Source organism: Streptomyces sp. NPDC056480, from assembly GCF_042795405.1.
Taxonomy (GTDB): Bacteria; Actinomycetota; Actinomycetes; order Streptomycetales; family Streptomycetaceae; genus Streptomyces.
Map to the genome: position 1 here is coordinate 1 of NZ_JBHTSA010000022.1, position 23,988 is coordinate 23,988.

22 protein-coding genes are annotated in these 23,988 nt (G+C 72.4%); 12 read left to right on the plus strand and 10 right to left on the minus strand.

Going from position 1 to position 23,988, the window contains the following annotated elements; all coding sequences use genetic code 11:
* Positions 1-324: 324 nt before the first annotated feature.
* Complete coding sequence (locus ACFQ79_RS12545) at positions 325-2,046, plus strand: FG-GAP repeat domain-containing protein (RefSeq protein WP_383582042.1); 1,722 nt, start codon at positions 325-327, stop codon at positions 2,044-2,046.
* A 183-nt stretch (positions 2,047-2,229) separates the two neighbouring features.
* Positions 2,230-2,892, plus strand: a complete 663-nt coding sequence (locus tag ACFQ79_RS12550) for an NADPH-dependent F420 reductase (RefSeq protein ID WP_383582044.1) — start codon at positions 2,230-2,232, stop codon at positions 2,890-2,892.
* On the opposite strand, the gene ACFQ79_RS12555 is transcribed toward ACFQ79_RS12550, so the two are convergent.
* A complete protein-coding gene (locus ACFQ79_RS12555; protein ID WP_383582046.1) occupies positions 2,867-3,520 on the minus strand; it encodes a DUF4291 domain-containing protein in 654 nt (217 codons plus the stop codon). The genes ACFQ79_RS12550 and ACFQ79_RS12555 overlap by 26 nt on opposite strands.
* A gap of 73 nt (positions 3,521-3,593) precedes the next feature.
* Positions 3,594-4,031: a winged helix-turn-helix transcriptional regulator gene (locus ACFQ79_RS12560; RefSeq protein ID WP_383582049.1), complete on the minus strand. Its 438-nt coding sequence runs from the start codon at positions 4,029-4,031 to the stop codon at positions 3,594-3,596.
* Between the two features lie 203 nt (positions 4,032-4,234).
* On the opposite strand from ACFQ79_RS12560, the gene ACFQ79_RS12565 reads away from it, so the two are divergent.
* Complete coding sequence (locus ACFQ79_RS12565; protein WP_383582051.1) at positions 4,235-4,552, plus strand: DUF6401 family natural product biosynthesis protein; 318 nt, start codon at positions 4,235-4,237, stop codon at positions 4,550-4,552.
* A gap of 2 nt (positions 4,553-4,554) precedes the next feature.
* Here ACFQ79_RS12565 and rarD read toward each other — a convergent pair whose 3' ends face one another.
* Positions 4,555-5,625 carry an EamA family transporter RarD gene (gene rarD, locus ACFQ79_RS12570; RefSeq protein WP_383582054.1) on the minus strand — a complete coding sequence of 357 codons (1,071 nt, stop codon included), beginning with the start codon at positions 5,623-5,625 and terminating at the stop codon, positions 4,555-4,557.
* Between the two features lie 105 nt (positions 5,626-5,730).
* Entirely contained in the window at positions 5,731-6,603 is an 873-nt protein-coding gene (locus ACFQ79_RS12575) for an SDR family oxidoreductase (RefSeq protein WP_383582057.1), read from the minus strand.
* A gap of 108 nt (positions 6,604-6,711) precedes the next feature.
* Here ACFQ79_RS12575 and ACFQ79_RS12580 point away from each other — a divergent pair, with 108 nt between their 5' ends.
* From ACFQ79_RS12580 to ACFQ79_RS12595, 4 genes are all read left to right on the plus strand, one after another.
* Entirely contained in the window at positions 6,712-7,116 is a 405-nt protein-coding gene (locus ACFQ79_RS12580; RefSeq protein WP_383582060.1) for a winged helix-turn-helix transcriptional regulator, read from the plus strand.
* Between the two features lie 146 nt (positions 7,117-7,262).
* Positions 7,263-8,039 carry a hypothetical protein gene (locus ACFQ79_RS12585; RefSeq protein ID WP_383582063.1) on the plus strand — a complete coding sequence of 259 codons (777 nt, stop codon included), beginning with the start codon at positions 7,263-7,265 and terminating at the stop codon, positions 8,037-8,039.
* Positions 8,036-10,279, plus strand: a complete 2,244-nt coding sequence (locus ACFQ79_RS12590; protein ID WP_383582066.1) for a bifunctional serine/threonine-protein kinase/ABC transporter substrate-binding protein — start codon at positions 8,036-8,038, stop codon at positions 10,277-10,279. Before ACFQ79_RS12585 ends, ACFQ79_RS12590 begins: the two co-directional genes overlap by 4 nt.
* Before the next feature lie 4 nt (positions 10,280-10,283).
* Positions 10,284-12,467 carry a bifunctional serine/threonine-protein kinase/ABC transporter substrate-binding protein gene (locus ACFQ79_RS12595; protein ID WP_383582068.1) on the plus strand — a complete coding sequence of 728 codons (2,184 nt, stop codon included), beginning with the start codon at positions 10,284-10,286 and terminating at the stop codon, positions 12,465-12,467.
* Between the two features lie 62 nt (positions 12,468-12,529).
* On the opposite strand, the gene ACFQ79_RS12600 is transcribed toward ACFQ79_RS12595, so the two are convergent.
* The 6 genes from ACFQ79_RS12600 to ACFQ79_RS12625 all read right to left on the minus strand — a co-directional run bounded on the left by ACFQ79_RS12600 (position 12,530) and on the right by ACFQ79_RS12625 (position 19,797).
* Complete coding sequence (locus ACFQ79_RS12600; protein ID WP_383582071.1) at positions 12,530-13,582, minus strand: 2-oxoacid:ferredoxin oxidoreductase subunit beta; 1,053 nt, start codon at positions 13,580-13,582, stop codon at positions 12,530-12,532.
* The gene (locus ACFQ79_RS12605; RefSeq protein ID WP_383582073.1) at positions 13,575-15,512 is read right to left on the minus strand and encodes a 2-oxoacid:acceptor oxidoreductase subunit alpha; all 1,938 of its coding nucleotides are present in this window, start codon (positions 15,510-15,512) and stop codon (positions 13,575-13,577) included. Before ACFQ79_RS12605 ends, ACFQ79_RS12600 begins: the two co-directional genes overlap by 8 nt.
* A gap of 338 nt (positions 15,513-15,850) precedes the next feature.
* Complete coding sequence (locus tag ACFQ79_RS12610) at positions 15,851-16,510, minus strand: response regulator transcription factor (protein WP_030318780.1); 660 nt, start codon at positions 16,508-16,510, stop codon at positions 15,851-15,853.
* 240 nt (positions 16,511-16,750) lie between these two features.
* A complete protein-coding gene (locus ACFQ79_RS12615) occupies positions 16,751-16,891 on the minus strand; it encodes a hypothetical protein (RefSeq protein WP_383582076.1) in 141 nt (46 codons plus the stop codon).
* A gap of 43 nt (positions 16,892-16,934) precedes the next feature.
* The gene (locus ACFQ79_RS12620; protein ID WP_383582079.1) at positions 16,935-18,218 is read right to left on the minus strand and encodes a sensor histidine kinase; all 1,284 of its coding nucleotides are present in this window, start codon (positions 18,216-18,218) and stop codon (positions 16,935-16,937) included.
* Positions 18,219-18,603: 385 nt separating this feature from the next.
* Entirely contained in the window at positions 18,604-19,797 is a 1,194-nt protein-coding gene (locus tag ACFQ79_RS12625) for a sensor histidine kinase (protein WP_383582082.1), read from the minus strand.
* Positions 19,798-20,042: 245 nt separating this feature from the next.
* Between ACFQ79_RS12625 and ACFQ79_RS12630 the strand changes: the two genes are divergently transcribed.
* Genes ACFQ79_RS12630 through ACFQ79_RS12650 form a run of 5 tightly spaced genes read left to right on the plus strand, consistent with a single transcriptional unit; the run spans position 20,043 to position 23,959 of the window.
* Positions 20,043-20,453: an NADH-quinone oxidoreductase subunit A gene (locus ACFQ79_RS12630; RefSeq protein ID WP_209496319.1), complete on the plus strand. Its 411-nt coding sequence runs from the start codon at positions 20,043-20,045 to the stop codon at positions 20,451-20,453.
* A complete protein-coding gene (locus ACFQ79_RS12635) occupies positions 20,444-21,070 on the plus strand; it encodes an NADH-quinone oxidoreductase subunit B (RefSeq protein WP_383582085.1) in 627 nt (208 codons plus the stop codon). Before ACFQ79_RS12630 ends, ACFQ79_RS12635 begins: the two co-directional genes overlap by 10 nt.
* A complete protein-coding gene (locus tag ACFQ79_RS12640; protein ID WP_383582088.1) occupies positions 21,067-22,404 on the plus strand; it encodes an NADH-quinone oxidoreductase subunit C in 1,338 nt (445 codons plus the stop codon). The genes ACFQ79_RS12635 and ACFQ79_RS12640 overlap by 4 nt, the downstream gene beginning before the upstream one ends.
* Positions 22,401-23,369, plus strand: a complete 969-nt coding sequence (locus ACFQ79_RS12645; RefSeq protein ID WP_383582091.1) for an NADH-quinone oxidoreductase subunit H — start codon at positions 22,401-22,403, stop codon at positions 23,367-23,369. Before ACFQ79_RS12640 ends, ACFQ79_RS12645 begins: the two co-directional genes overlap by 4 nt.
* Complete coding sequence (locus ACFQ79_RS12650) at positions 23,369-23,959, plus strand: NuoI/complex I 23 kDa subunit family protein (RefSeq protein WP_383582093.1); 591 nt, start codon at positions 23,369-23,371, stop codon at positions 23,957-23,959. Before ACFQ79_RS12645 ends, ACFQ79_RS12650 begins: the two co-directional genes overlap by 1 nt.
* Positions 23,960-23,988 lie beyond the last annotated feature (29 nt).

Consider the following 23,988-nt stretch of genomic DNA (forward strand, 5'->3'; position numbering starts at 1 on the left):
ACTGCCCGAAGCCCGGCGGTGACCCCGCCCCCCGGACCGCCCTCCGAGAGTGTTTTCGCTCCTGGAGGTGGTGGGTCAAGGGTGGGCGCAGCCCATCGCGCAGCGACGCGACGAAGGAGCGCCCTTGACGCACCACCGGAAGGAGCGACTCTCGGAAAGAGGGCGGTCCCACCAGAAGCCCACACACCCGGCCCACCCCAAGGAACCCCAAGACCCGCACCACCTCCCCGCTCCCGCCCCCGCTCCCGCCCCCCACCACCTGCGCCTTCGTCTGTCCGAGGTGCGTGTTACCGTCCGCCGGTTGATTCATTGCAGGGGGTTATTTTGCGCAAGCTTCTGGGGTCCGGTGTCGCGGCGGTGCTTCTTGCCACCGGCGGCATCGTGGGGGCGGGGACGGCCGTCGCGGCCGGGGACCCGACGTTCTCCTTCGACGGCGTCGATGACGTCGTCCTGATGCCGGGTGAGGGCTGGGGCGAGCTGTCCCCGGCCTCCACCGGCGGCCAGAACGACGGCCGGCCGGACGGTACGTACATCTACGCACTGAGCAAGAAGCCGCTCACCGATGCCACCTGGTCCGGCGGCGGTCTTCCCGCCGGGCTCCGTGTGGACCGGGCTGACGGCTGCAAGGCCAAGGCGGGGACCGCCGGCGTCTACCTGTGCGACGTGAAGGACTGGGGCAACCCGGGGCCGGAGGTCTCCGCCACCGGCACCGCCGCCAACGGCACCAAGGCCTACTACGGCCTCGTCTACGTGCCCCGCGGCGCCAGCGTCGACGCGGGTGTCAAGGAGGCGCAGACCGCCGGTTCCAAGGCCATCGGCCCGCGCCGGGCGCACGCGGTGATCGTCGCCAAGACCAAGGCCCAGGTCGCCAAGAACACGATGACGCCGTCGACGCCCGCGCTGCCCGCCGGCGGCACGGTCAAGCACACGGTGAAGCTGCACGCGGCCGACACGGGCCGGATCATCATGAGCCTGAGCCCGGCCCCCGGCTTCCGCCGCTGGGACGAGGGCGAGCTGAAGGTCAGCGTCGACGGTGTCGACGCGGGCGGTGCCGCCGGCGCCGCGTGCGACCACTCGCTCGGCGAGGTGGGCTGGGGCGGCGAGATCCGCTGCGACATCAAGGCCCCCGGCGACTACACGGTCACCTACGGCCTCAAGGCCGGGGCCACCGCGCCCGCCTGGCGGCTGCGGAACACCATGACGTACGAGGTGTACTCCTTCGGCACCGGCAACCCGGAGAAGGTCTCCGACTTCGCGGTCTCCAGCGCGATCCGGGTGACCGAGCGCTACCGGCTCGTGGGTCGTTCCGCGAGTGGTGACCTGCTCGACCACAGGGGTACGGGCAAGGCCACGCGGCCGTTCGGCTCGGCCGAACTCGTCGGCGGCACCTTGAACTGGAACCAGTACTCGGCGCTCACCCGGCTCGGCCCGGTGACCGTCCAGAGCACCGGCCCCGGCGCGGTCGCGCGGGACAGGAACGGCGTGCTGTGGTTCTACCGGATGTCCGGAGACGGCGGCATCTACAAGGACCGGCTGCGCGTCGGCGGCGGCTGGAACGCCTTCAACCTGCTGGCCGGCGCCTCGGACCTGACCGGTGACAAGAAGGCGGACCTCCTCGCCCGGGACACCACGGGCGTCCTGTGGCTCTACCCGGGCACGGGCAACACCACGGCGCCGTTCGGCGCGCGCGTGCGGATCGGCGGCGGCTGGGGCGCGTACAACTCGCTCGTCGGCGGTACCGACGTGACCGGTGACGGCAAGGCCGACCTGATCGCCCGTGACGCGGCGGGCCTGCAGTGGCTCTACCAGGGCACGGGCGTGTCGGCCCGGCCGTTCGGCGGCCGGACGCAGATCGGCACCGGCTGGCAGGCCTACAACTCCATGGTGGCGCCCGGCGACCTGAACGCCGACGGCAAGGCGGACCTCGTGGCCCGCGACGGCTCGGGCGCCCTCTGGTACTACCAGGGCACGGGCGCGGCGACGAAGCCGTACGCCACCCGCGCGAGGATCGGCGGCGGCTGGCAGACGTACAACCACCTGTTCTAGACGCCCACCCGCTGTCTCCCGAGGAGACGCGCGAAGCGGCCCCCGTCCCTGCGGCGGGGGCCGCTTCGTGCCGCGACCCGTCCGGCGTACGACCTGCCGGAAGGCGTGACGGAGCGGCGGCCGCGTGTGGTCCGGCGTAGGGTCGGCATCCCGGCCGTCGTCTCCCTCGAAGGAGCGCACCTCATGAAGATCGCCGTACTCGGCACCGGCGAAGTCGGCCGCCGACTCGCCACCAAGCTCGCCTCCCTCGGCCACGAGGTCGCCCTGGGCTCCCGTACGGCCGACAACGCCGAGGCCGTCAAGTGGGCCGACGAGTTCGGCGGCGGGCACGGGACCTTCGCGGACGTCGCCGGGCCCGCCGAGCTCGTCGTCAACGCGACCGGCGGTCTCGTCTCCCTCGTCGTCCTGCGGTCCGTGGGCGCGGACAGGCTGCGCGGCAAGGTCCTCCTCGACGTGTCCAACGGGCTCGACTTCTCCGAGGGCTTCCCGCCCAAGGTCGTCACCCCGGACGGCGTCAGCATCGCCGAGCAGCTCCAGCACGCCTTCCCGGAGGCCCGGGTCGTCAAGTCGCTCAACACCATGACCAACACGGTCATGGTCGAGCCCGGCCGTGTCCCGGGGCACCACAACGTCTTCCTCAGCGGGGACGACGAGGACGCCAAGGCCGTCGTCGCCGGTCTGCTCGGCTCCTTCGGCTGGGCCCCCGACCGGATCCTCGACCTCGGCGACCTGACGAGCGCACGCGCCACCGAGCAGCTCGTACAGCTGTGGCTGCGGCTCTACGGGATGCTCGGCACCGGCGACTTCAACTTCTCGGTCGTCACGGCGCCGACGCCGGCCGGCTGAGTTCCGGCCGCCGCTGTCCGCGCAGGTGGTCGAGCAGCCCCGCGGGTTCCGGGTACGGCTCCTCGTGCGGGAGCAGGAGCCGGGCCGCCGCCAGGTCGCCCGAGCGGACCAGGTCGTGGACCCGGTGCGCGAGCGGGGTCACGTCGCGTACGGACACCGTCCACTCGTCCGCGTACCGGCGGGACGCCTCGCCGGACAGGCCGAGCTGGAGTGAGCGGTACGGGAGTTCCCGGAGCTGCGGGTCGCGCTCCGGGTCCCACTGGACGCGCGCGGGCGCCTGTCTCAACTCCCTTTCCCAGGTGGCCTGGTCGGGGTGGAACCCGCGTTTGTAGTGGGAGAGGCAGGCGTTCCGCAGGGCCCACTCGAAGCCCTCGCGGGTGATCTCCACGGCGAGGACGGTCTCCTGGCCCTCCTTCTTCCCCCAGCCGGAGCGGTACATCATCCACAGGAACGACGGCTTGATCCATGTCATCCGGTCCCGTTTCCAGGCGGCCGGAAATCGTCCCTCGCGGGCGGCGGGCAGGCCGATCTCGGGCCGGTACGCCTGGTAGACGGTGACCGTGCGGTCGGTGTGGAGCGCGCGGATGCGGTACCTCGGCTCGTCGATGGCCGACTTCGTTTCTTCCATGGCCATGAGGATGGGTGAAGTCGGGGGCCGGGGCCACCGGTTATCCGCGTCGCACGTGGGCGGGCGGGCCTGTTCAGGCCACCGCCGTCGCCTCCCGTGTGTCGTACTCCTCGCGTGCCGCCGCGATCTCGTTCTGGTGCTGCTCGGTCCAGGTGACGAGGGAGCGGATCGTGGTGTGCAAGGTGCCGCCCAGGGGCGTCAGTTCGTACTCGACGCGGGGCGGGACGACCGGGTGGACCGTCCGCTTCACCAGGCCGTCGCGCTCCAGCTGGCGCAGGGTCACGGTCAGCATGCGCTGGCTGACGCCGTCGATCTCGCGCTTGAGCTCGGTGAAGCGCATCACCCGGCGGTCGAGGAGGGCGATGACGAGGAGCGACCACTTGTCGGCGACCCGGTCGAGGATCTGCCGTACCTCGCAGTCCTCGCGGGTGTCCCACTGGAAGGGGTCGGGGTCCCCGTCGTCCCCGTACGTTCCCGTGCAGTGACTCGGCACCTTCGCGGTGAGTTCCATGGCACAGGATGATCCCGCAGGGCGCCGACGGTTACAAGAGGGAACTGCCCCTCGGATCGGTAACCGACCCTGGGATCGGTAACCGACCCTGGGATCGGTGGCCGTCGACCGGATCGGTGACCGCCCCTCGTGTCGGTGTCCGCCCCGGGCGCTGCGACCAAGCTCACGGCTTCAGTGCCCCGGTACGCGCCTAATGTGGAGGGATGAACGATTCGCCCGGCTGTCCGCTGATCGGCGTCGCCGCCACGTACATGCCCCGGCTCTCGGAGACGACCTCCGAGCCGGGGCTCGCGGCTGCCGTCGACCAGCACGCCGCCGCGGTGCGCGACGCCCTGGTCCCGGCCCAGCGGGGGCCGCGGGGCCGGACCGTCCGGCGGGAGGAGCTCGCCGACTACGTCCTCGGGTTCACCGACTGGCTGACCGGGGCGGACTGGACCGAGCCGGCCGGCCACGACTTCGCGACCCTCCGCCTGACGGCGGTCTGCTGGCTGATCCGGGAGTACGACCTGCTGGACGCCTGAGGTCAGGGTGCCTGCCGGGTCGTGGGCGCCGCCGGCGCGGGCGCCAGGGCCTGAGTCGGATCCGTGGCCCCGGCCGTCGCCTCGACCCCGGCCGCGTCCTCGGTCCCGGCCGCCCCCTCGACCCCCGCCGCCCCCTCGACCCCGGCCGCAGCCCCGGCCGTCGCCTTCGCCGCCTCCATGGCGGCCCTGCTCCGGCGGGCCGTGCGCAGGGCGTCCCAGGTGAGGATCGTCAGGGCCAGCCAGACGAGGGAGAAGCCCGCCCAGCGCTCCGGCGGCATCTCCTCGTGGAAGTAGAGGACCCCGAGGAGGAACTGGAAGGTCGGCGCCAGGTACTGGAGGAGGCCGAGCGTCGACAGCGGTACGCGGATCGCGGCCGCTCCGAAGCAGACGAGCGGCACGGCCGTGACGATGCCGGTGGCGGCGAGCAGGGCCGTGTGGCCCGCGCCGTGGGAGCCGAAGGCGAGGGTGCCCTGGGTGCCGAGCCAGACGAGGTAGCCGAGGGCCGGCAGGAACTGGACGGCGGTCTCGGCGGCGAGCGACTCCAGGCCGCCGATGTTGACCTTCTTCTTCGCCAGGCCGTAGACGGCGAAGGAGAAGGCGAGGGTCAGGGAGATCCAGGGCGGCTGTCCGTAGCCGATCGCCAGGACGAGGACGGCGGCGAAGCCGATGCCGACCGCGGCCCACTGGGCGGGGCGCAGCCGTTCCTGGAGGACGAGGACGCCGAGGGCGATGGTGACGAGCGGGTTGATGAAGTAGCCGAGGGAGGCCTCGACGACGTGGCCCGTGTTGACGGACCAGATGTAGAGGCCCCAGTTCACCGTGATGACGGCGGCGGCGACGGTGATCAGGCCGAGCTTGCGGGGGCTGCGGACGAGTTCGCGCACCCAGCCCCAGCGGCGCACCGCGAGCAGGGCGACGCCGACGAAGAGCAGGGACCACACCATGCGGTGGGCGAGGATCTCGACCGATCCGGCGGGCTTGAGCAGGGGCCAGAAGAGCGGGACCAGACCCCACATGCCGTAGGCGCCGATCCCGTAGAGCAATCCTGCTCGTTCCTCGTTCTCCGTCTTCACCGGACCTCCCGCCCTGTGCCGCGCTGTCCTGTCGAAGGTAGCGCCGCACGGGGCGGGTTGTCATGCCCGTACCGCTATACGGTCATGACCGCATGGAGGCGGTGGTCAGGAACCGGCGAGGGCTTCCTCGATCGTCACGGCGATCGGGGTGGTCGGGCGGCCGATCAGGCGGGTCAGGTCGCCCGTCTGCCGGGCGAGCGCGCCGTGCTCGACGGCCCGGTCGACGTCGACCAGGATCTCGGCGAAGGGGGCCGGGACGCCGGCGCCGGTGAGGATCGCGAGGTGCGCCTCGGCGGGCACGTTGCTGTACGTGATCTCCCGGCCGGTCTGGGCGGCGACCTCGGCCGCGTACTCGGCGAAGGACCAGGCGGTGTCGCCGCTCAGCTCGTACGCCTTGTTCAGGTGCTCGTCGGCGGGGCCGGTCAGGACGGCGGCCGCGGCGGCGGCGTAGTCGGCGCGGGTGGCGGAGGCGACCCGGCCCTCGCCGGCGTTGGCGACGACGGCGCCGTGGGCCAGGACGGGGGCGAGGTTGGCGGTGTAGTTCTCGGTGTACCAGCCGTTGCGGAGGAAGGTGTACGGCAGCCCGGACTCGAGGATCAGCCGCTCGCTGACCTTGTGCTCGGCGGCCAGGTCGAAGTCGGCCTCGTCGCCGCCGAGGACGCCGGTGTACGCGAGCTGGGCGACGCCCGCGGCCTTGGCGGCGTCGATCACGGCGGAGTGCTGGGCGACGCGCTGCCCGACATCGCTGCCCGAGATGAGGAGCACCCGGTCGCCGGCCTCGAAGGCTCCGGCCAGGGTCTCCGGCCTGCTGTAGTCCGCGATCCGCAGCTCGACACCGCGCTCCGCGAGGCCGGCGGCCTTCGCCTTGTCGCGGACGACGGCGACGACGGACTCGGCGGGGACGGTGGGGTTGGAGAGGAGGGCGTCGATGACGAGACGGCCGAGCTGGCCGGTGGCTCCGGTGACGACGATGCTCATGGTGCGTCCTTTCCCCGTGGGGTGTGGTGGCTGTGCGGTGTGCGATGCACTCACCGTACGTCGGGCGCTAACCAAGAGAAAGTACCCACTTTGAAGTAAGGTACTGGTATGGGAGTAAGTGAGCGGTCGAAGAAGCCCGACGTGAACCAGCAGATGTGCCCCTCGCGGCTCGTCCTGGAGCACGTCACCAGCCGCTGGGGCGTCCTGGTCCTGGCCGCCCTCCTGGAGCGCTCGTACCGCTTCAGCGAGCTGCGGCGGCACATCGGCGGCGTCAGCGAGAAGATGCTCGCCCAGACCCTCCAGACCCTGGAGCGCGACGGCTTCGTCCACCGCGACGCCAAGCCCGTCATCCCGCCCCGCGTCGACTACAGCCTCACCGAACTGGGCACCGGAGCGGCCCGCCAGGTCTGGGAACTGGCCCGTTGGTCGGAGCGACAGGTCGCCGCGGTCGAGGGGGCCCGTGAGCGGTACGACGAGGTGCGTTGCGAGCGTGCCACGAATCCGTCCCAATGATGTTGTAACCAGGGTGAGTTGTCGGTGCCGGGCCGTACGATCTGCTCACCGTTCGTGGGGAAACCGTGAGGGACCGTGGGGGAACTGTGGCGTACGGGGACCGAAGACTGTGGCGTGCCTGCTGTGCCGTACTGGTGGGCGGGGTGATGGCCGCCGGCTGCACCAGCGGCGGCGAGAAACCCGACGGCAAGGGGAGTACGGGCACGACGGCGGCCCCGACCAAGGCCCCGACCAGCACACCGGCTCCCACCCCGACCGCCCTCGACTTCACCCCTGACCCGCGGCGCGCGCCGAAGACCGAGGCGGCGGCCAGACGCCTCGCCCTCGCCGTCGTCGCCGGGCCCGACGCCTGGGCCTCGGGCTACGTCAAACGCACCCCCCATCTCAGCGACCCGGACTACTGGCCCGTCCTCGGCGCCACCTGCTCCTGGGAGACCGGAACCCGGCCGGCCGACGTCCTCGCCAGCGTCACCGCCTACAGCGAGCTGCCCGCCGCCGGCGGCAAGGGCGTCCTGCGGGTCGCCGCCACCGTCACCGTGCACCGCACCGCGTCCGACGCCGACTGGGAGATGGCGTCGACCCTCGAAGAGGCGCTGCGCTGCCCCGACCAGAAGCTGCGCGACGGCGAGCGGATCACCGAGCTCATGTCGCTCGGCAACCCCTTCGGCGTCGGAGGCAACGCCACCGCCGACGACTCCCTCCGCGAAGGCGGCTCCTACGTCAACGACGCGGTGAAGGGGAAGCAGTTCTACAGCTGGTACCAGTCCCGGATCGGACAGGTCACCGTCGCCACCGTCGTCAAGGGAGCTCCCGGCTACAGCGAGATGAACGACGGCACGATCACCGGCACGAGCCAGGCGCAGGTGCGGGCACTCGTCACCATGCTCGATCGCGCCAAGAAAGAGCTGGAGGTCCAGTCGTGAGCCCCGCCGCCCCGCCGCCCCGCCCCGAGCCCGGCGCCCTCCAGCCGCTGCTGCCCTCCGATCCGTCGGCGATCGCCGGATACCGGCTCCTCGGCCGCCTCGGCGCCGGCGGCATGGGGGTGGTCTACCTCGGCCGTACCGCCGCCGGCGAGCTCGCCGCCGTCAAGGTCACCCACGCCGACCAGGCCGACCAGCCCGACTTCCGGGCCCGGTTCCGCCGTGAGGTCGAGGCCGCCCGACGGGTCTCCAGCCCCTGGGCCGTGCCGGTCACCGGCGCCGATCCCGACGCCCCCGAACCGTGGATGGCCACCGCCTTCGTCGCGGGACCCTCCCTCGGCGAGGCCGTCACCGCGCACGGCCCGCTGCCCGAGCGGAGCGTCCGCCTCCTCGGCTGGTCCGTCGCCCGAGCGCTCGCCGCCGTGCACGCGGCCGGTCTCGTCCACCGGGACGTCAAGCCCGGCAACGTCCTCCTCGCCGTCGACGGCCCGCGCCTCATCGACTTCGGCATCGCCCGCGCGACCGGAGAGACCGCGCTCACCGCCACCGACATGGTCGTCGGCACCCCCGGCTTCCTCGCCCCCGAGCAGGCCGAGGCCCGCGTCGACGCGATCGGCCCGGCCGCCGACGTGTTCGCGCTCGGCTGCCTCCTCGGGTACGCGGTCACGGGCCGCCCGCCCTTCGGCACCGGCGCCGTGGACGCCCTGATGTACCGGACCGTCCACGACGAGCCCGACCTCGCCGGCGTCCCCGAGGGGCTGGTGGACCTCGTCCGGGCCTGTCTGGCCAAGGACCCGGCCGCCCGGCCCACCGCCGCCGAGATCGGCGTCCGGCTCGTGGAGGACAACCCCGGCAACGGCGCCGACTGGCTGCCCGCCCCGGTCGTCCGGACCATCGCCGAACGCTCCGCCCGGATGCTCGCCCTGCCGGAGATCGACGTCACCGAGTCGGGCACCGGCACCGGCCAGGCCGCCCCGAAGAAGAGCAGACGCGGCTTCCTGCTGCTCGTGTCGGGCGCCGCGGTCCTGGCGGCCGGCGGCGGCGCGGCGGCCGTCTGGGCGGGGCTCGGAGAGGACGAGGCGGACGGCAAGGACGACGGCAAGAAGGCCGCCCCGCCCCGCACCAGTTGGTCCATCGGCGTCCTCGCCGACCTGTCCGGGCCCGCCAAGGACATCGGCCGGGCCCAGGAACGCGGCGCGCGGCTGGCCGTCGAGCAGTTCAACGCGCGGAAGGACAAGCCCTTCACCCTCGGCCTCAAGGTGGTCGACGACCGGGGGGACGCGTCCAGGGCCCTGGAGGCCGCCAAGGCCCTCACCACCGACCCCGGCGTCCTCGCGGTCCTCGGCCCCACCACGGACGCCGTCGCCCAGGCCGTCATCCCCGCCTTCGAGGAGGCCGGCATCCCGCTGATCACCGTGTCGGCCGGATACAACCTGCTCACCCTGCGCTCGGGAAGCGCGCGGAACGAGACGGTCCTGCGCGCCATCCCGAACCACATCAGCGCGGGGACCCACCTCGCCTTCGCCGTCACCCTGCTGCCCCAGATCCGCCGCCCCGGGGTCCTGGAGGACCGGACCGAGGACCACTACAGCTGGCAGGTCACCGGCGGCGTGCGCTTCGGCTTCGGGCAGGCCGGGATCCCCCCGCACTTCCGCGTCGTCCCCGCCCACGCCGACGCCCGCGCGTACCGCCGGGTGCTCGGCGAGATGATCGACGCCGGCATCGACGCCTACGTCCACTGCGGAGTCACCGAGACCGCCGTCCTCGCCGCCCGCGCGCTCGGCGAACTCGGCTTCACCGGACCGAGGTTCACCGGCCAGGCCGTCTTCGGCCAGGAGTTCGTCCGGCAGGCCGGGGCAGCCGCCGAGGGCTGGTTCGTGTGCGCGCCCGTCGCCGACCCGGCCGCGCAGAAGACGGCCGCGTCCTTCAGCGCCGCCCATCGCAAGCGGTACGGCACGGCCCCCGCGTACTACGCGGGCGAGTCGTACGACGTGGTCATGATGACGATCGGGCAGCTGACGGCCCGGGCGAAGGCCGGTGGCAAGCCCGCGCGCAAGGGGCTGTGGGCCGCGCTGCGCAAGCAGGACTACAAGGGCGCGATGGGCGGATACAACTTCACCGAGTCGGGCGACCTGGGTATGGGGGGCACCTTCGTCTTCGCGGTCCAGAACGGCGCGTACAAACCGATCGGCTCCGCCCCTCTGTTGCCGCACAAGCCCGACAAGAACGACGAGAAGGCCTGAGTCCGTGCAACCGCTGCGCAAGGCCGACCCGTCGGCCATCGCCGGATACCGGCTGCTCGGCCGTCTCGGCGCCGGAGGCATGGGCGTGGTCTACCTCGCCCGCTCCGGCGGCGGGGCGCTCGCCGCGCTCAAGCTCATCCGGGCCGAGCACGCCGCCGACCCCGGTTTCCGGGAGCGGTTCCGCCGTGAGGCCGCGGCCGCCGGGCGGATCACCGGCCGCTGGGTCGTGAGGGTGCTCGGCGCCGACCCGGAGGCCCGGGAGCCGTGGCTGGCGACCGAGTTCGTGCCGGGCCCCTCGCTGGCCGAGGCCGTGGCGCTGCACGGCGCCCTGCCCGAGCCGACGGTACGGGCCCTGGGCGCCCGGCTGGCGTCCGCGCTCGCCGACATGCACGAGGCCGGGCTCGTCCACCGGGACGTCAAGCCGGGGAACGTCCTCCTCGCCCTCGACGGCCCGCGCCTCATCGACTTCGGCATCGCGAGGTCCGCGGGGGCGACCGCCCTGACGGCCACGGACGCGATGATCGGCACCCCCGGCTTCCTCGCCCCGGAGCAGGCCAGGGCCGCCGGGGCGGGCGAGGTCGGACCGGCGAGCGACGTCTTCTCGCTCGGCTGCGTCCTCGCGTACGCCCTGACGGGGGAGCGGCCCTTCGGTACGGGCGGGGTGGCGGCGGTCGTCTACCGGACGGTCCACGAGGAGCCCGATCTCACCGAGGTGCCGGACACGGTCCTCCCGCTGGTCACGGCCTGTCTGGCGAAGGACCCCGCGGACCGGCCGACCGCGCCCGAGGTGCGGGTGGCGCTGGGGGAGGCCGACGCCCCGGCGGGGGACTGGCTGCCGCCGGGCCTGCCGGCGCTGATCGCCCAGCGCTCCTCACGGGTCCTGGACCTGCCCGTCGCCGAGCCGACCATGCTGGTGGACCCCGGGCAGCCCCGGGGAATGTCGCGGCGACGCGTCCTCATGGCGGGTTCGGCCGCCGCGGTGGCGGGAGCCGGTGGTCTGACCGCCTGGCTGCTGAACCGCACACCGGGCGGGACGGGCACGGGAACGGGCGGCACCGGCGCCCCGCTCGACACGTACACGATCGGCGTCCTCACCGACCTGAGCGGCCCCACCAAGGCGGACGGCCGGGGGCAGGAGCGCGGAGTCCGGCTGGCGGTGGAGGAGTTCAACGCCCGCCGTGACCGCCCCTTCGACGTACGCCTGCGGGTCGAGGACGACGGCGGGAGGCCGGAGCGGGCCAAGGCCGCGGCCCTCGCCCTGTTGAAGGTCCCCGGGCTGGTCGGGGTCGTGGGGCCGACCGTCACGTCGACCGCCGTCGCGGCAGCGGGCGAACTGGTCCTCCACGGAATGCCGTTGGCGAGCGTCGTCGCCGATGTGCCGGCCGGTCAGATCAAGGGCCAGGAGACCAAGACCACCTACATCCAGCCGCGCACCATCCAGGACATGATGGTCGTTCCCTTCAGCCGCTACCTCTCCGAACACGGGGCGATCAGGACCGCCGCCGTGGAGGACCGGGCCGGTGGCGAGTACAGCTGGTTCGCCGTCAAGAACATGAAGGACAACCCGCCGTCGAGCGACAAGGGCGGGATCGTGACCTCTCACCCCGTCGATGCGGGCAGCGAGGACTTCGGCCCCGCCGTACGGGCCGCCCTCGCGACCGACCCGCAGGGCGTGATGTACGTGGGGACGTCGCCGCGCCGGGCCGCGCTGTGCGCGAGGGCGCTGCGTGACCAGGGATACCGGGGGCCCCGCGGCAGCGTCGAGTACGTACTCCAGCCGGAGTTCCTCGCCGCCGCCGGCGCGGCCGCCGAAGGCTGGTACTTCGGTACGGGCTACGTCGACCCCGACGGGGTCCCGAAGGCGAAGCCGTTCGCCGCCGCGTACCGCAGGCGCTGGCAACTGCCCGGTACGACACCGGTCGACCGGTTCGCCACGGAGGCGTACGACCTCGCCAACTGGATGCTCCAGGCATTGCGCACGGCGGCCGCGAACCACGCCGAATCGGTGGCCTCGGGCGTCCGGAACGGCCTGCTGCAGACTCCGTACACGGGGCTCGTCAAGACGTACACGGCCCAGGCGAACAAGGACACGGACATCGCCCTGCTGGGGTTGTACCTGTGGCAGGTGAAGGACGGGGCGCCCCGTTTCCTCGGGCCGTTCGCCAAGGCGGCACTCAAGGGGGCGTGACGCGGCCGGAGCGCACGGAGGGGCCCGGTCCGCAGGTGCGGACCGGGCCCCTCAGAACCGGTCTAGCCGACGACCGTCCAGGTGTCGTTCCCCGTCAGCAGCCGGCCCAGGTCGCCCTTGCCGTGCCGTTCCAGGGCCGTCTCCAGCTGGTCCGCCATCAGGGTGTCGTACACCGGGCGTTCCACCGACCGGAACACCCCGATGGGGGTCTGGTGGAGGGTGTCCGGGTCCGCCAGGCGGGAGAGGGCGAAGGCCGTGGTGGGGGTGGCCGCGTGGGCGTCGTGGATCAGGATCCGCGATTCGTTCGAGGGGGTGACCGTGACGACCTGGAGGTCGCCGGTGGCCGGGTCGCGGACGACGCCCTTCTCGTTCTCGGCGCCGAAGCGGATCGGCTGCCCGTGTTCGAGGCGGATGACCGCCTCCTTGGCCTGGTCGTTGTCCTTGAGGACCTCGAAGGCGCCGTCGTTGAAGATGTTGCAGTTCTGGTAGATCTCGACGAGCGCCGTGCCGTTGTGGTCGGCGGCCTGCCGCAGCACCTCGGTGAGGTGCTTGCGGTCGGAGTCGACCGTGCGGGCCACGAAGGAGGCCTCCGCGCCGAGGGCGAGCGACACCGGGTTGAAGGGGGAGTCGAGGGAGCCCATCGGCGTCGACTTGGTGATCTTGCCGATCTCGGAGGTGGGGCTGTACTGGCCCTTGGTCAGCCCGTAGATCCGGTTGTTGAACAGGAGGATCTTGAGGTTGACGTTGCGCCGGAGGGCGTGGATGAGGTGGTTGCCGCCGATGGACAGCGCGTCGCCGTCGCCCGTGACGACCCAGACGGACAGGTCGCGGCGGGAGGTGGCGAGGCCGGTGGCGATGGCCGGGGCGCGGCCGTGGATCGAGTGCATCCCGTAGGTGTTCATGTAGTACGGGAAGCGGGAGGAGCAGCCGATGCCGGAGACGAAGACGATGTTCTCCTTCGCCAGGCCCAGCTCCGGCATGAAGCCCTGGACGGCGGCCAGGACGGCGTAATCACCGCAGCCGGGGCACCACCGCACCTCCTGGTCGGACTTGAAGTCCTTCATGGACTGCTGCGCCTCGGCCCTGGGGACCAGGTGGAGGAGGGACTCACTCATCGATGGCCTCCTTGAGAGCGGCGGCGAGCTGCTCGGCCTTGAACGGCATGCCGTTGACCTGGGTGTGGCTGCGGGCGTCGACGAGGTACCTCGCCCGGACGAGGGTGGCGAGCTGGCCGAGGTTCATCTCGGGCACGACGACCCTCTCGTACCGCTTCAGGACCTCGCCGAGGTTCTTCGGGAAGGGGTTGAGGTGCCGCAGATGGGCCTGGGCGATGTGGCCGTTCTCCCGGCGGATGCGGCGGACCGCCGCCGTGATCGGCCCGTAGGTGGAGCCCCAGCCGAGGACCAGGGTCCGTGCGCCGTCCGGGTCGTCGACCTCGATGTCGGGGACGTCGATGCCGTCGACCTTGGCCTGCCGGGTGCGGACCATGAACTCGTGGTTGGCGGGGTCGTACGAGATGTTTCCGGTGCCGTCCTGCTTCTCGATGCCGCCGATGCGGTGTTCGAGGCCGGGGGTGCCGGGCACGGCCCACGGGCGGGCCAGGGTCTCCGGATCGCGCTTGTACGGCCAGAACACCTCGGTGCCGTCGGCCAGCTCGTGGTTCGGGCCGGTGGCGAACCGCGTCCGCAGGTCCGGGAGTTCGTCGACGTCCGGGATGCGCCAGGGCTCGGAGCCGTTGGCGAGGTAGCCGTCGGAGAGCAGGAAGACCGGCGTGCGGTACGTGAGGGCGATCCGGGCCGCCTCGATCGCCGCGTCGAAGCAGTCGGCGGGCGTCTTCGGGGCGACGATCGGGACCGGCGCCTCGCCGTTGCGGCCATACATCGCCTGGAGCAGGTCGGCCTGCTCGGTCTTGGTGGGCAGACCGGTGGACGGGCCGCCGCGCTGGATGTCGACGATCAGCAGCGGCAGCTCCAGGGAGACCGCGAGGCCGATCGTCTCCGACTTGAGCGCCACGCCGGGGCCGGACGTGGTCGTCACGCCGAGCGCGCCGCCGAACGCCGCCCCGAGGGCGGCGCCGATGCCGGCGATCTCGTCCTCGGCCTGGAAGGTGCGGACGCCGAAGTTCTTGTGCTTGCTGAGCTCGTGGAGGATGTCCGAGGCCGGGGTGATGGGGTACGAGCCCAGGTACAGCGGCAGGTCCGCCTGGCGCGAGGCGGCGACCAGGCCGTACGAGAGGGCCAGGTTCCCCGAGATGTTCCGGTACGTGCCGGTGGGGAAGGCCCGGGTCGCGGGGGCGACCTCGTACGAGACGGCGAAGTCCTCGGTGGTCTCGCCGAAGTTCCAGCCGGCCCGGAAGGCGGCGACGTTGGCCTCGGCGATCTGCGGCTTCTTCGCGAACTTCTGCCGCAGGAAGGTCTCGGTGCCCTCGGTCGGCCGGTGGTACATCCAGGAGAGCAGTCCGAGCGCGAACATGTTCTTGGAGCGCTCGGCCTCCTTCCGGGACAGGCCGAACTCCTTGAGCGCCTCGACGGTCAGCGTGGTCAGCGGCACCGGGTGGACCCGGTAGCCGTCCAGCGAGCCGTCTTCGAGCGGCGAGGTCGCGTAGCCGACCTTGGCCATGGCGCGCTTGGCGAATTCGTCGGTGTTGACGATGATCTCGCCACCGCGCGGCACGTCCCCGATGTTGGCCTTGAGGGCGGCCGGGTTCATCGCGACCAGCACGTTCGGGGCGTCGCCCGGGGTCAGGATGTCGTGGTCGGCGAAGTGCAGCTGGAAGGACGAGACGCCCGGCAGGGTTCCGGCGGGTGCCCGGATCTCGGCCGGGAAGTTCGGCAGCGTGGAGAGGTCGTTCCCGAAGGACGCCGTCTCCGAGGTGAAGCGGTCACCTGTCAGCTGCATGCCGTCACCGGAGTCACCCGCGAAGCGGATGATCACCCGGTCGAGCCGGCGCACTTCCTTCTCGGTGCCGTGGTGCGGCTTCGCCGGGGCGCTGCGCTGCTCCCCGAGCAATGCCTCACCGGCCTCGCTACTGACCTGGCTGGTCACTGAACTGGACCTCCCTCGCGGCAAGGGGACTCTCCGCCGGAGGCGGGAGAAGGCTCGGGATGCGGTCGGCCGATCACCGTCCGTCCCGAGGCCCACCCTACGACGGTAAGGAGGGCCTTCCCTGGACTTCTCGCATCATGGACCTCTTTTTGAGATGCCCTCTTGCCCTGAATTGTCACGTTCTGTCGCCACCCGGAGTGTTCCGGAAAGCCGGATTCCGCCTCATTCTTTGGACCTAGGGCCCCTGAGGGCCTTCAACCGGCCGCCGCCCGGGGGGTCACGCGGGTGGTGACTCTCCGGAGGGCGGCTTTCCCGCCATCTGACAGGGTGTCAGATGATCAGGATTTCAGATACGTCAACACCGCCAGTACCCGTCGGTGATCGCCGTCACTCGGTGAGAGTCCCAGCTTCAGGAAGATGTTGCTGATGTGCTTCTCCACCGCGCCGTCGCTCACGACCAGGGCCTTGGCGATCGCCGAGTTCGTCCGCCCCTCCGCCATCAGGCCGAGGACCTCCCGCTCGCGCGGCGTGAGGTTCGCCAGCACGTCCTGCTGACGGCTCCGGCCCAGCAGCTGCTGCACGACCTCGGGGTCCAGCGCCGTACCGCCGCCGGCGACCCGCACCACGGCGTCCACGAACTCCCGGACCTCGGCGACCCGGTCCTTCAGCAGATAGCCGACACCGCGGCTGGAACCGGCCAGGAGTTCGGTGGCGTACTGCTCCTCCACGTACTGCGACAGCACGAGCACACCGAGTCCCGGGTGCTCCTTGCGCAGCCGCACGGCCGCGCGCACCCCCTCGTCCGTGTGCGTCGGCGGCATCCGCACATCGGCGACGACGACGTCCGGCAACGCGCCCTGCGCGGCGAGCCCGGCAACGGTCTCGACGAGCGCCTCACCGTCCCCCACCCCGGCGACCACGTCATGCCCGAGATCGGTGAGAAGCCGGGTCAGTCCCTCCCGCAGCAACACGGAATCCTCCGCGATGACCACCCGCACGCGCCCGACCCCTTGATCCACAGCCACGCCCCACAGCCCCCATGCCTTCTTGCCCGAGTACTTCCTACGACTCGGCCAGCATCGCAGGGTCGCCTCGCGTTGTGCTCATTCCCGGGAGGAGTGCCCACCGCCGGACCTCCGGCCGCACCCGGGCCCGCACGGCGTGCGGGCGCCCACGGGGGCGGGGAAGGGGCGGCGGCCCCGGGCGCTCGGGCCTCGGGGCGCCGCCCCGTCGCGGGGTCACGCCTGGTCACAGCCGGTCCTGCTGGTGGCCTGCGGGCCCGGTCGCGCGCGGTCGCGCTGGTTCTGGTGGTTCTGCTGGTTCTGCTGGTCACGCGGGTGGCGCCCGGTACCGCCCGGTCCGCCGGTCCTGCTGGTCACACGGGTCACACGGGTCGCGCCGGTCCCGCCCGGTCGCGCCCGGTCACGCCCGCCAGGGCAGCTCCACCGTCACCGTCGTGGGTCCGCCCTCCGGCGAATCCACCGCGAGGACTCCGTCCACCGCCCCCACCCGCTCCGTGAGCGAGGACAGACTCCGCCCGGTCACGACGTGCGCCCCGCCCACCCCGTCGTCCCGCACCTGAAGCATCAGCCGGCCGCCCGTGCGCCACACATCCACCCAGGCCCGCCGCGCCCGCGCATGCGCCGTGACGTTCCGCAGCAGCTCCGACACGGTGAAGTACGCGATGCCCTCGATCGCCGCCACCGGCCGGGCCGGCAGGTCGACGTCCACCGACACCGGGACCGCGCACCGCGAGGCCACCGCGGACAGCGCAGCGTCCAGACCCCGGTCGGTGAGGACCGCCGGATGGATGCCCCGGGCGAGGTCCCGCAGCTCCTGCAGCGCGAGCTTCACCTCGCCGTGCGCCTCGTCGACGAGCACCGCCGCAGCCTGCGGATCCTCCGCGAGCTTCTCCTTCGCGAGGCCGAGATCCATGGCGAGCGCGGCGAGCCGGGCCTGCGCCCCGTCGTGCAGATCGCGTTCGATGCGCCGCAGGTCCGCCGCCGCGGTGTCGACCACGACACCCCGGTCCGACTCCAGCTCGGTGACACGGGAGGCCAGCCGGGAGGGCCCGAGGAGCCCGGAGACGAGGAAGCGGTCGACGGCGACGAAGCCGCGCAGGAGCCAGGGGCCGACCATCACGAAGAGCAGCCCGACGAGGCTGGTGACGGCGATCTCGAAGGGGGAGTCGAGGTAGAGGCTGTGGGTCCCGTCGCCGTACAGCTGAATGCCGTCCTGCCCGACGTACGCCGGGAAGACCCACTGCCACAGCGGATACGTGAAGAGGCTCCAGCCCCAGGCCCAGAAGGCCACGGTCACGGAGAACGAGAAGACCGCCCACGGCATGTGCACGACCGCGTACAGCAGGTGCCGCCAGGAGGCCCCGCTCTTCAACATGGCACCCATCCAGGAGAAGGCCCCGCCGGTCCGGCCCCGCACCGGTTCGGGCGCGCGCACGTCGACATCGAGCAGGGCACGCGCCCGGGCCCGCTCGACGACGCCGAAGCCCCGGCACATGGCGAGGGCACCGGCGAGGATCGGCACGCCGAGGAAGGTGATGAGCAGCCCGGCGCCGGCCGAGACGAAGGCGATGGAGAGCGCGAACCAGCAGACGCTCAGCGGCAGCCCGATCAGCACGTAGAGCAGCGCACGCCACGTGCGGCCCTCGAACGGCGCGCGGATCGCGGCGGGGAGGTGGGATGCCATCGCTGGGGTCCTTCTCTGCTCAGGGAGGGGGCGGGCGGTACGTATCCCAGGGTTCCGTGCCGGGCCTCCCGGGACCATGAGGCGGGTGGGCGTCTGGGGGCGGGGGTTTTCCCTACCCCGGGGGTACGGGAGGGGGTTCGGCGCCAGGCCCGCCCGGCCCACGCGCCGCCTTGCCGAGGACCGAAAGGCGGACGCCGCCGACCGTCGGCCGAAAGGCCGATACCGCCGCCGCCCACGACCGACAGGCCGATGTCGCCGGCTGACGGTCGACAGGCCGAAGGACAGGCCGAAGGCCGACGGGTCGACGTCGCCGGCCGACGGCCGAAAGGCCGACGGGGGAGCGAACGTCGTTCGCTCCCCCGTCGGGCCGCGCACCCGGCCGGCGTCACACCCCCGGCCGCGAACGCCACGGCAGTTCCGCCGTCACCGTCGTCGGGCCGCCCTCCGGCGAGTCCAGGACGAGCAGGCCGTCCACCGCCCCGAGCCGTTCCGCGAGGCCCGCGAGACCCGTGCCGCCGTCGAAGCGGGCGCCACCTGCCCCGTCGTCGCGCACCTGGAGCAGCAGCCGGTCCTTCGCCCGCCACACCTCCACCGACGCCGATCGCGCCCGCGCGTGCTTCGAGACGTTCTGGAGCAGCTCCGACACCGTGAAGTACGCGATGCCCTCGATCGCCTCCGCCGGCCGCTCCGACAGGTCCACGGTCACCTTCACCGGCACCGTGCAGCGCGCCGACACCGAAGACAGCGCGGCGCTCAGCCCGCGGTCGGTGAGGACGGCCGGATGGATGCCCCGGGCGAGGTCCCGCAGCTCCTGGAGCGCGAGCTTCACCTCGCCGTGCGCCTCGTCGACCATCGCCGCGGCCGTCTCGGGATCGTCGAGGAGCTTCTCCTTCGCGAGGCCGAGCCCCATCGCGAGCGCCACGAGCCGCGCCTGCGCCCCGTCGTGCAGGTCCCGCTCGATGCGCCGCAGGTCCGCCGCCGCGGTGTCGACGACGACACCCCGGTCCGACTCCAGCTCGGCGATCCGCCGCTCCAGTTCGTCGGAGGGGGAGAGGAGACCCCGGACCATGCCCCGGTCGGCGCTCGCCATGCCCCGGGACAGGAAGGGCAGTACGGGCCAGAGGACGATGAGGGAGACCAGGGCGATCGTGAACGTCACGATCCCCCAGGGCAGCCGGATCAGCCCGTACAGCTGCGTCCGCCAGGCCACCGGGTCCTTCAACGTGCTCCACAGCCAGCCGAAGAAGCCGCCGCGCGACGGCAACGGGGACGGTTCGGCGATCTCGATCCCGAGCAGCGCCCGGGCCCGCGCCCGCTCCGACCGGCCGATGAGGCGCGCGCCGCCGAGCCCGAGGGCGAGCAGCGGGAGCCCGATGACGGTGACGGACAGCCCGACGCCGAGGAGCACGCTCACGACCGCGTAGACGAAACCGGCCAGCGCGGTGAAGAGGTTGGAGAGGAGGAAGACGAGCTCCTTCCAGGTCTCCTTCCCGTAGGCGGTGCGCTTGGGCGGACGTGGACGCGGGGGCGTGGCGACGGCGGCCCCGGAGGACGCGGCGGGATCAAGATCGGCGGTCATGCTCTCCAGCCTGCCGGTTGAGGACCGTGCGACGCCATGGGGGAGGTGGGTGAGCGGCAGGGGGGATATCCCCACCCGGCCCCCTCCGGCCCCGTACGAGCACTGCGCGAGCACTGCGTGAGCACTGCGTGAGCACTGCGCGAGGACCGTGCTCACGCGACTGCTTACGGTCCCTTTAGCAGGGCCTAGACTCGCGTGCGTACAGAAGTGACTCATGAGACACCGAGACCGAGGGGCGGACGGACGTGCGGGAACCGACCGTTGTCGCAGCCGACGCGACGGGCGCGGCGGACTACTTCCAGACGTACTCCGTCGTCGGGCTGCTCGCCGTCGTCGGAGTGCTCTTCGTCGCCGTGGCGTTCGGCGCGGGCCGACTGCTGAGGCCTGTCGTGCCGACGCCCGAGAAGCTCCTCACGTACGAGTGCGGTGTCGACCCCGTGGGGGAGGGCTGGGCGCACACCCAGGTCCGCTACTACGTGTACGCCTTCCTCTACGTCATCTTCGCCGTCGACTCGATCTTCCTCTTCCCCTGGGCGACGGTCTTCGCCGCGCCCGGCTACGGCGCCACGACCCTGGTCGAGATGTTCGTCTTCCTCGGCTTCCTGGCCGTGGGGCTGCTCTACGCGTACAAGAAGGGCGTCCTGGCATGGACGTAACACCCCTGCCCACACCCCTGCCCGCTCCGAAGCTGGGCCCGCTGGCCCGCCTGGCCCCCGAGCCGATGAAGGTGGTCCTGAACTGGGGCCGCCGCTACAGCCTCTGGGTCTTCAACTTCGGGCTCGCGTGCTGCGCGATCGAGTTCATCGCCGCGTCGATGGCCCGGCACGACTTCATCCGGCTCGGCGTGATCCCCTTCGCGCCGGGCCCGCGCCAGGCCGATCTGATGATCGTCTCGGGCACGGTGACGGACAAGATGGCGCCGGCGGTGAAGCGACTGTACGAGCAGATGCCGGAGCCGAAGTACGTCATCTCCTTCGGCGCCTGCTCCAACTGCGGCGGTCCCTACTGGGACTCGTACTCGGTGACCAAGGGCGTCGACCAGATCATCCCGGTCGACGTGTACGTGCCGGGGTGCCCGCCGCGCCCCGAGGCGCTGCTCCAGGGCATCCTCAAACTCCAGGAGAAGATCGCGCGGGAGAGCCTGGCCGAGCGGTACGGGACCACGGGCGGCGCGTCGGTCGCGCAGCTGACGAGCCCGCTGGTGGAGCGCCCGTCGGCCGAGCGCCCGTCGGCCGAGAGCCCGTCCGTGGAGCGACCGGGAGCCGAGGCATGACGACGGCGTACGACTCCCTCCCCGACTCCGTGACGGAGGTCTTCGGCGAGGAGGCGACGGCGGAGCAGGCGTACGACCTGCTGACCGTCGACGTCCCGCCGGCCTCGTGGATCACGGCGCTCGAAACGGCCCGGGACACGCTCGGGTGCACCTACTTCGACTGGCTGAGCGCGGTCGACGAGCCGGGCACGGGCTTCCGGGTCTGCGCGCACGTCGCCGTGGTCGGGGAGGGGCGTCCGCGCCGCCTCCTGCTCCGGACGACGGTCCCGCACAGCGCTCCCGTCCTGCCCACGGCGATCGGTGTGTACGCGGGCGCGGGCTGGCACGAGCGCGAGACCCACGAGATGTTCGGCGTGGACTTCACGGGCCACCCGCACCTCGTGCCGCTGCTCCTCCCGGAGAACTTCGAGGGCCACCCGCTGCGCAAGGACTTCGTCCTCGCGGCCCGGGTCGCGAAGGCGTGGCCGGGCGCGAAGGAGCCGGGCGAGTCGCACGACGGCGGCCCGAAGCGCCGCCAGATGCTTCCCCCGGGCGTCCCGGACCCCAACGAATGGGGCCCCCTGAAGGGCCAGCTGCCCCCGGCCCCGGCGCGTCCGGCCCGGGCGGCGGCAGGCGACCGCCCGGTCCGCAGGGCCCGCTCGGTGACGGAGGGCTCGGCGACCCAGCCGGAAGCCCCGGACACCACCCGCCCGCCGCGCCGCACGCGCTCGGTATCGGAGGGCTCGGCGAGCCAGGCGCCGCCGACCTCCGCCCCGTCGGCGCCCACTCCTGACCCGTCGGCGCTCACCCCCGACCCGTCGGCGGAGACCCCGCCTGCGGCGCGTCCGCCGCGCCGGTCCCGTTCGGCTGCGGACGGTTCGGCGAGCCAGGCGACCCCTGACGGCCCCGCGCCACGCGCGGAGGCCGCGCCCCCGCGCACCCGCAGCTCGGACGCTCCCTGGCACCACGCCCGCCCGGCCTTCGACGAGGAGCCGACCCCTCCGCCGCCCCCGGCGGAGGAGGCCACCAAGCCGGAGACCGCGCCTGCGCCGGAGGCCGCGCCCACGCCCGAGGCCGCGCGGCCTGAGCCCGCGCCCAAGCCGGAGACCCCGGAGGAGCCGGCCCCCGAGCCCGAGGCGGCCCCCGAGCCCGAGGCCACCCCCGAGCCCGAGTCCGGCGCCCCGCCCAAGGACGGCCCCACCGGCCCTCCCAGCTCCACCGGCCCCACCGGCCCTCCCGGCCCCACCGGCACTCCTGACCCCACCAGCCCCACCAGCCCCACCAGCCCCACAGGCCCTCCCGACCCCACAGGCCCGAGCACCCCCACCACCCCCGCCGGAGGCGATCCCGCGTGAACGACGTACTCGACGTCGCCCTCCGGCTTCTCGTCGTCTTCGCCGTCTTCCTCGTCCTGCCGCTCGTCGTCGGCCAGACCGAGCACAAGGTCATGGCCCACATGCAGGGCCGCCTCGGTCCCATGTACGCCGGTGGTTTCCACGGCTGGGCGCAGCTCGTCGCCGACGGGGTGAAGTTCGCGCAGAAGGAGGACGTCGTCCCCAAGGACGCCGACCGGCGGGTCTTCCAGCTCGCGCCGGCCGTCGCCCTCCTCCCGTACCTCCTCGTTCTCGTCGCGATCCCGATCGGTCCGAGCGAGGGCGCCGTCGGGCAGGTCGTCGACGCCGGCATCTTCTTCGTGCTGGCCGTGATGGGTGTCGGGGTCCTCGGCAGTCTGATGGCCGGCTGGGCGTCCGCGAACAAGTTCTCGCTGCTCGGCGGGCTCCGTACCGCCGCCCAGCTCCTCGCGTACGAGCTCCCCATGCTCCTCGCCGCCGCCTCCGTCGCGATGGCCGCGGGCACCGTCTCGCTGCCGGGCATCCTCAACGCCTTCGAGTGGTGGTGGCTGCCCTGGCAGATCGTCGGGGCCCTCGTGTTCTTCGTGGCGGGTCTCGCCGAGCTCCAGCGGCCCCCGTTCGACATGCCCGTCGCCGACTCGGAGATCATCTTCGGCGCGTACACCGAGTACACCGGTCTCCGTTTCGCGCTGTTCCTGCTCGCCGAGTACGCCGGCATCGTCGTCCTGTGCGGCCTCACCACCGTCCTGTTCCTCGGCGGCTGGCACGGCCCGTTCGGCGGTGACGGTCTCGGCTGGGTGTGGACCCTGCTCAAGACCGCCGTCCTCGCGTTCGTCGTGATCTGGCTGCGGGTCAGTTACCCGCGCCTGCGCGAGGACCAGCTCCAGAAGCTCGCCTGGACGACCCTCGTCCCGCTCGCGCTCGCGCAGATCGCGCTCACCGGCGTCGTGAAGGTGGCGATCCAGTAATGTCTCCGATCCCCGGCTCGGGCCTCGCCAAGGGCCTCGCCGTCACTCTCCGCACGATGACGAAGAAGACCGTCACCGCGCAGTACCCGGACGTCCAGCCCGAGCTGCCGCCCCGCACCCGCGGGGTCATCGGGCTGTTCGAGGAGAACTGCACGGTCTGCATGCTGTGCGCCCGTGAGTGCCCCGACTGGTGCATCTACATCGACTCCCACAAGGAGACGGTGCCTGCGGCCGCCCCCGGTGGCCGCGAGCGCAGCCGGAACGTCCTCGACCGCTTCGCCATCGACTTCTCCCTCTGCATGTACTGCGGCATCTGCATCGAGGTGTGTCCGTTCGACGCGCTGTTCTGGTCGCCCGAGTTCGAGTACGCGGAGACCGACATCCACGAGCTGACCCATGAGCGCGACAAGCTCCGCGAGTGGATGTGGACGGTTCCCGAACCGCCCGCGCTCGACCCGCGCGCGGAGGAGCCGAAGGAGATCGCGGCCGCCCGCAAGGCGGCCGAGAAGGCGGCAGCCGTCGCGGCAGCCGCATCCGCCGCCGCAGCGGAGGCCGAGGCAGCAGCCCAGGCCGAGGGGGAGCAGTCGTGATCCTCGCCGCCGCTCACAGCGCCGCTCAC

Excerpts from the sequence above, each read along its gene's own strand:
- ACFQ79_RS12550 (WP_383582044.1), top strand. The coding sequence starts at position 2,230 with ATGAAGATCGCCGTACTCGGCACCGGCGAAGTCGGCCGCCGACTCGCC.
- ACFQ79_RS12555 (WP_383582046.1), bottom strand. The coding sequence starts at position 3,520 with ATGGAAGAAACGAAGTCGGCCATCGACGAGCCGAGGTACCGCATCCGC.
- ACFQ79_RS12560 (WP_383582049.1), bottom strand. The coding sequence starts at position 4,031 with ATGGAACTCACCGCGAAGGTGCCGAGTCACTGCACGGGAACGTACGGG.
- ACFQ79_RS12565 (WP_383582051.1), top strand. The coding sequence starts at position 4,235 with ATGAACGATTCGCCCGGCTGTCCGCTGATCGGCGTCGCCGCCACGTAC.
- ACFQ79_RS12575 (WP_383582057.1), bottom strand. The coding sequence starts at position 6,603 with ATGAGCATCGTCGTCACCGGAGCCACCGGCCAGCTCGGCCGTCTCGTC.
- ACFQ79_RS12580 (WP_383582060.1), top strand. The coding sequence starts at position 6,712 with ATGGGAGTAAGTGAGCGGTCGAAGAAGCCCGACGTGAACCAGCAGATG.
- ACFQ79_RS12585 (WP_383582063.1), top strand. The coding sequence starts at position 7,263 with ATGGCCGCCGGCTGCACCAGCGGCGGCGAGAAACCCGACGGCAAGGGG.
- ACFQ79_RS12600 (WP_383582071.1), bottom strand. The coding sequence starts at position 13,582 with ATGAGTGAGTCCCTCCTCCACCTGGTCCCCAGGGCCGAGGCGCAGCAG.
- ACFQ79_RS12620 (WP_383582079.1), bottom strand. The coding sequence starts at position 18,218 with ATGGCATCCCACCTCCCCGCCGCGATCCGCGCGCCGTTCGAGGGCCGC.
- ACFQ79_RS12625 (WP_383582082.1), bottom strand. The coding sequence starts at position 19,797 with ATGACCGCCGATCTTGATCCCGCCGCGTCCTCCGGGGCCGCCGTCGCC.
- ACFQ79_RS12635 (WP_383582085.1), top strand. The coding sequence starts at position 20,444 with ATGGACGTAACACCCCTGCCCACACCCCTGCCCGCTCCGAAGCTGGGC.
- ACFQ79_RS12640 (WP_383582088.1), top strand. The coding sequence starts at position 21,067 with ATGACGACGGCGTACGACTCCCTCCCCGACTCCGTGACGGAGGTCTTC.
- ACFQ79_RS12650 (WP_383582093.1), top strand. The coding sequence starts at position 23,369 with ATGTCTCCGATCCCCGGCTCGGGCCTCGCCAAGGGCCTCGCCGTCACT.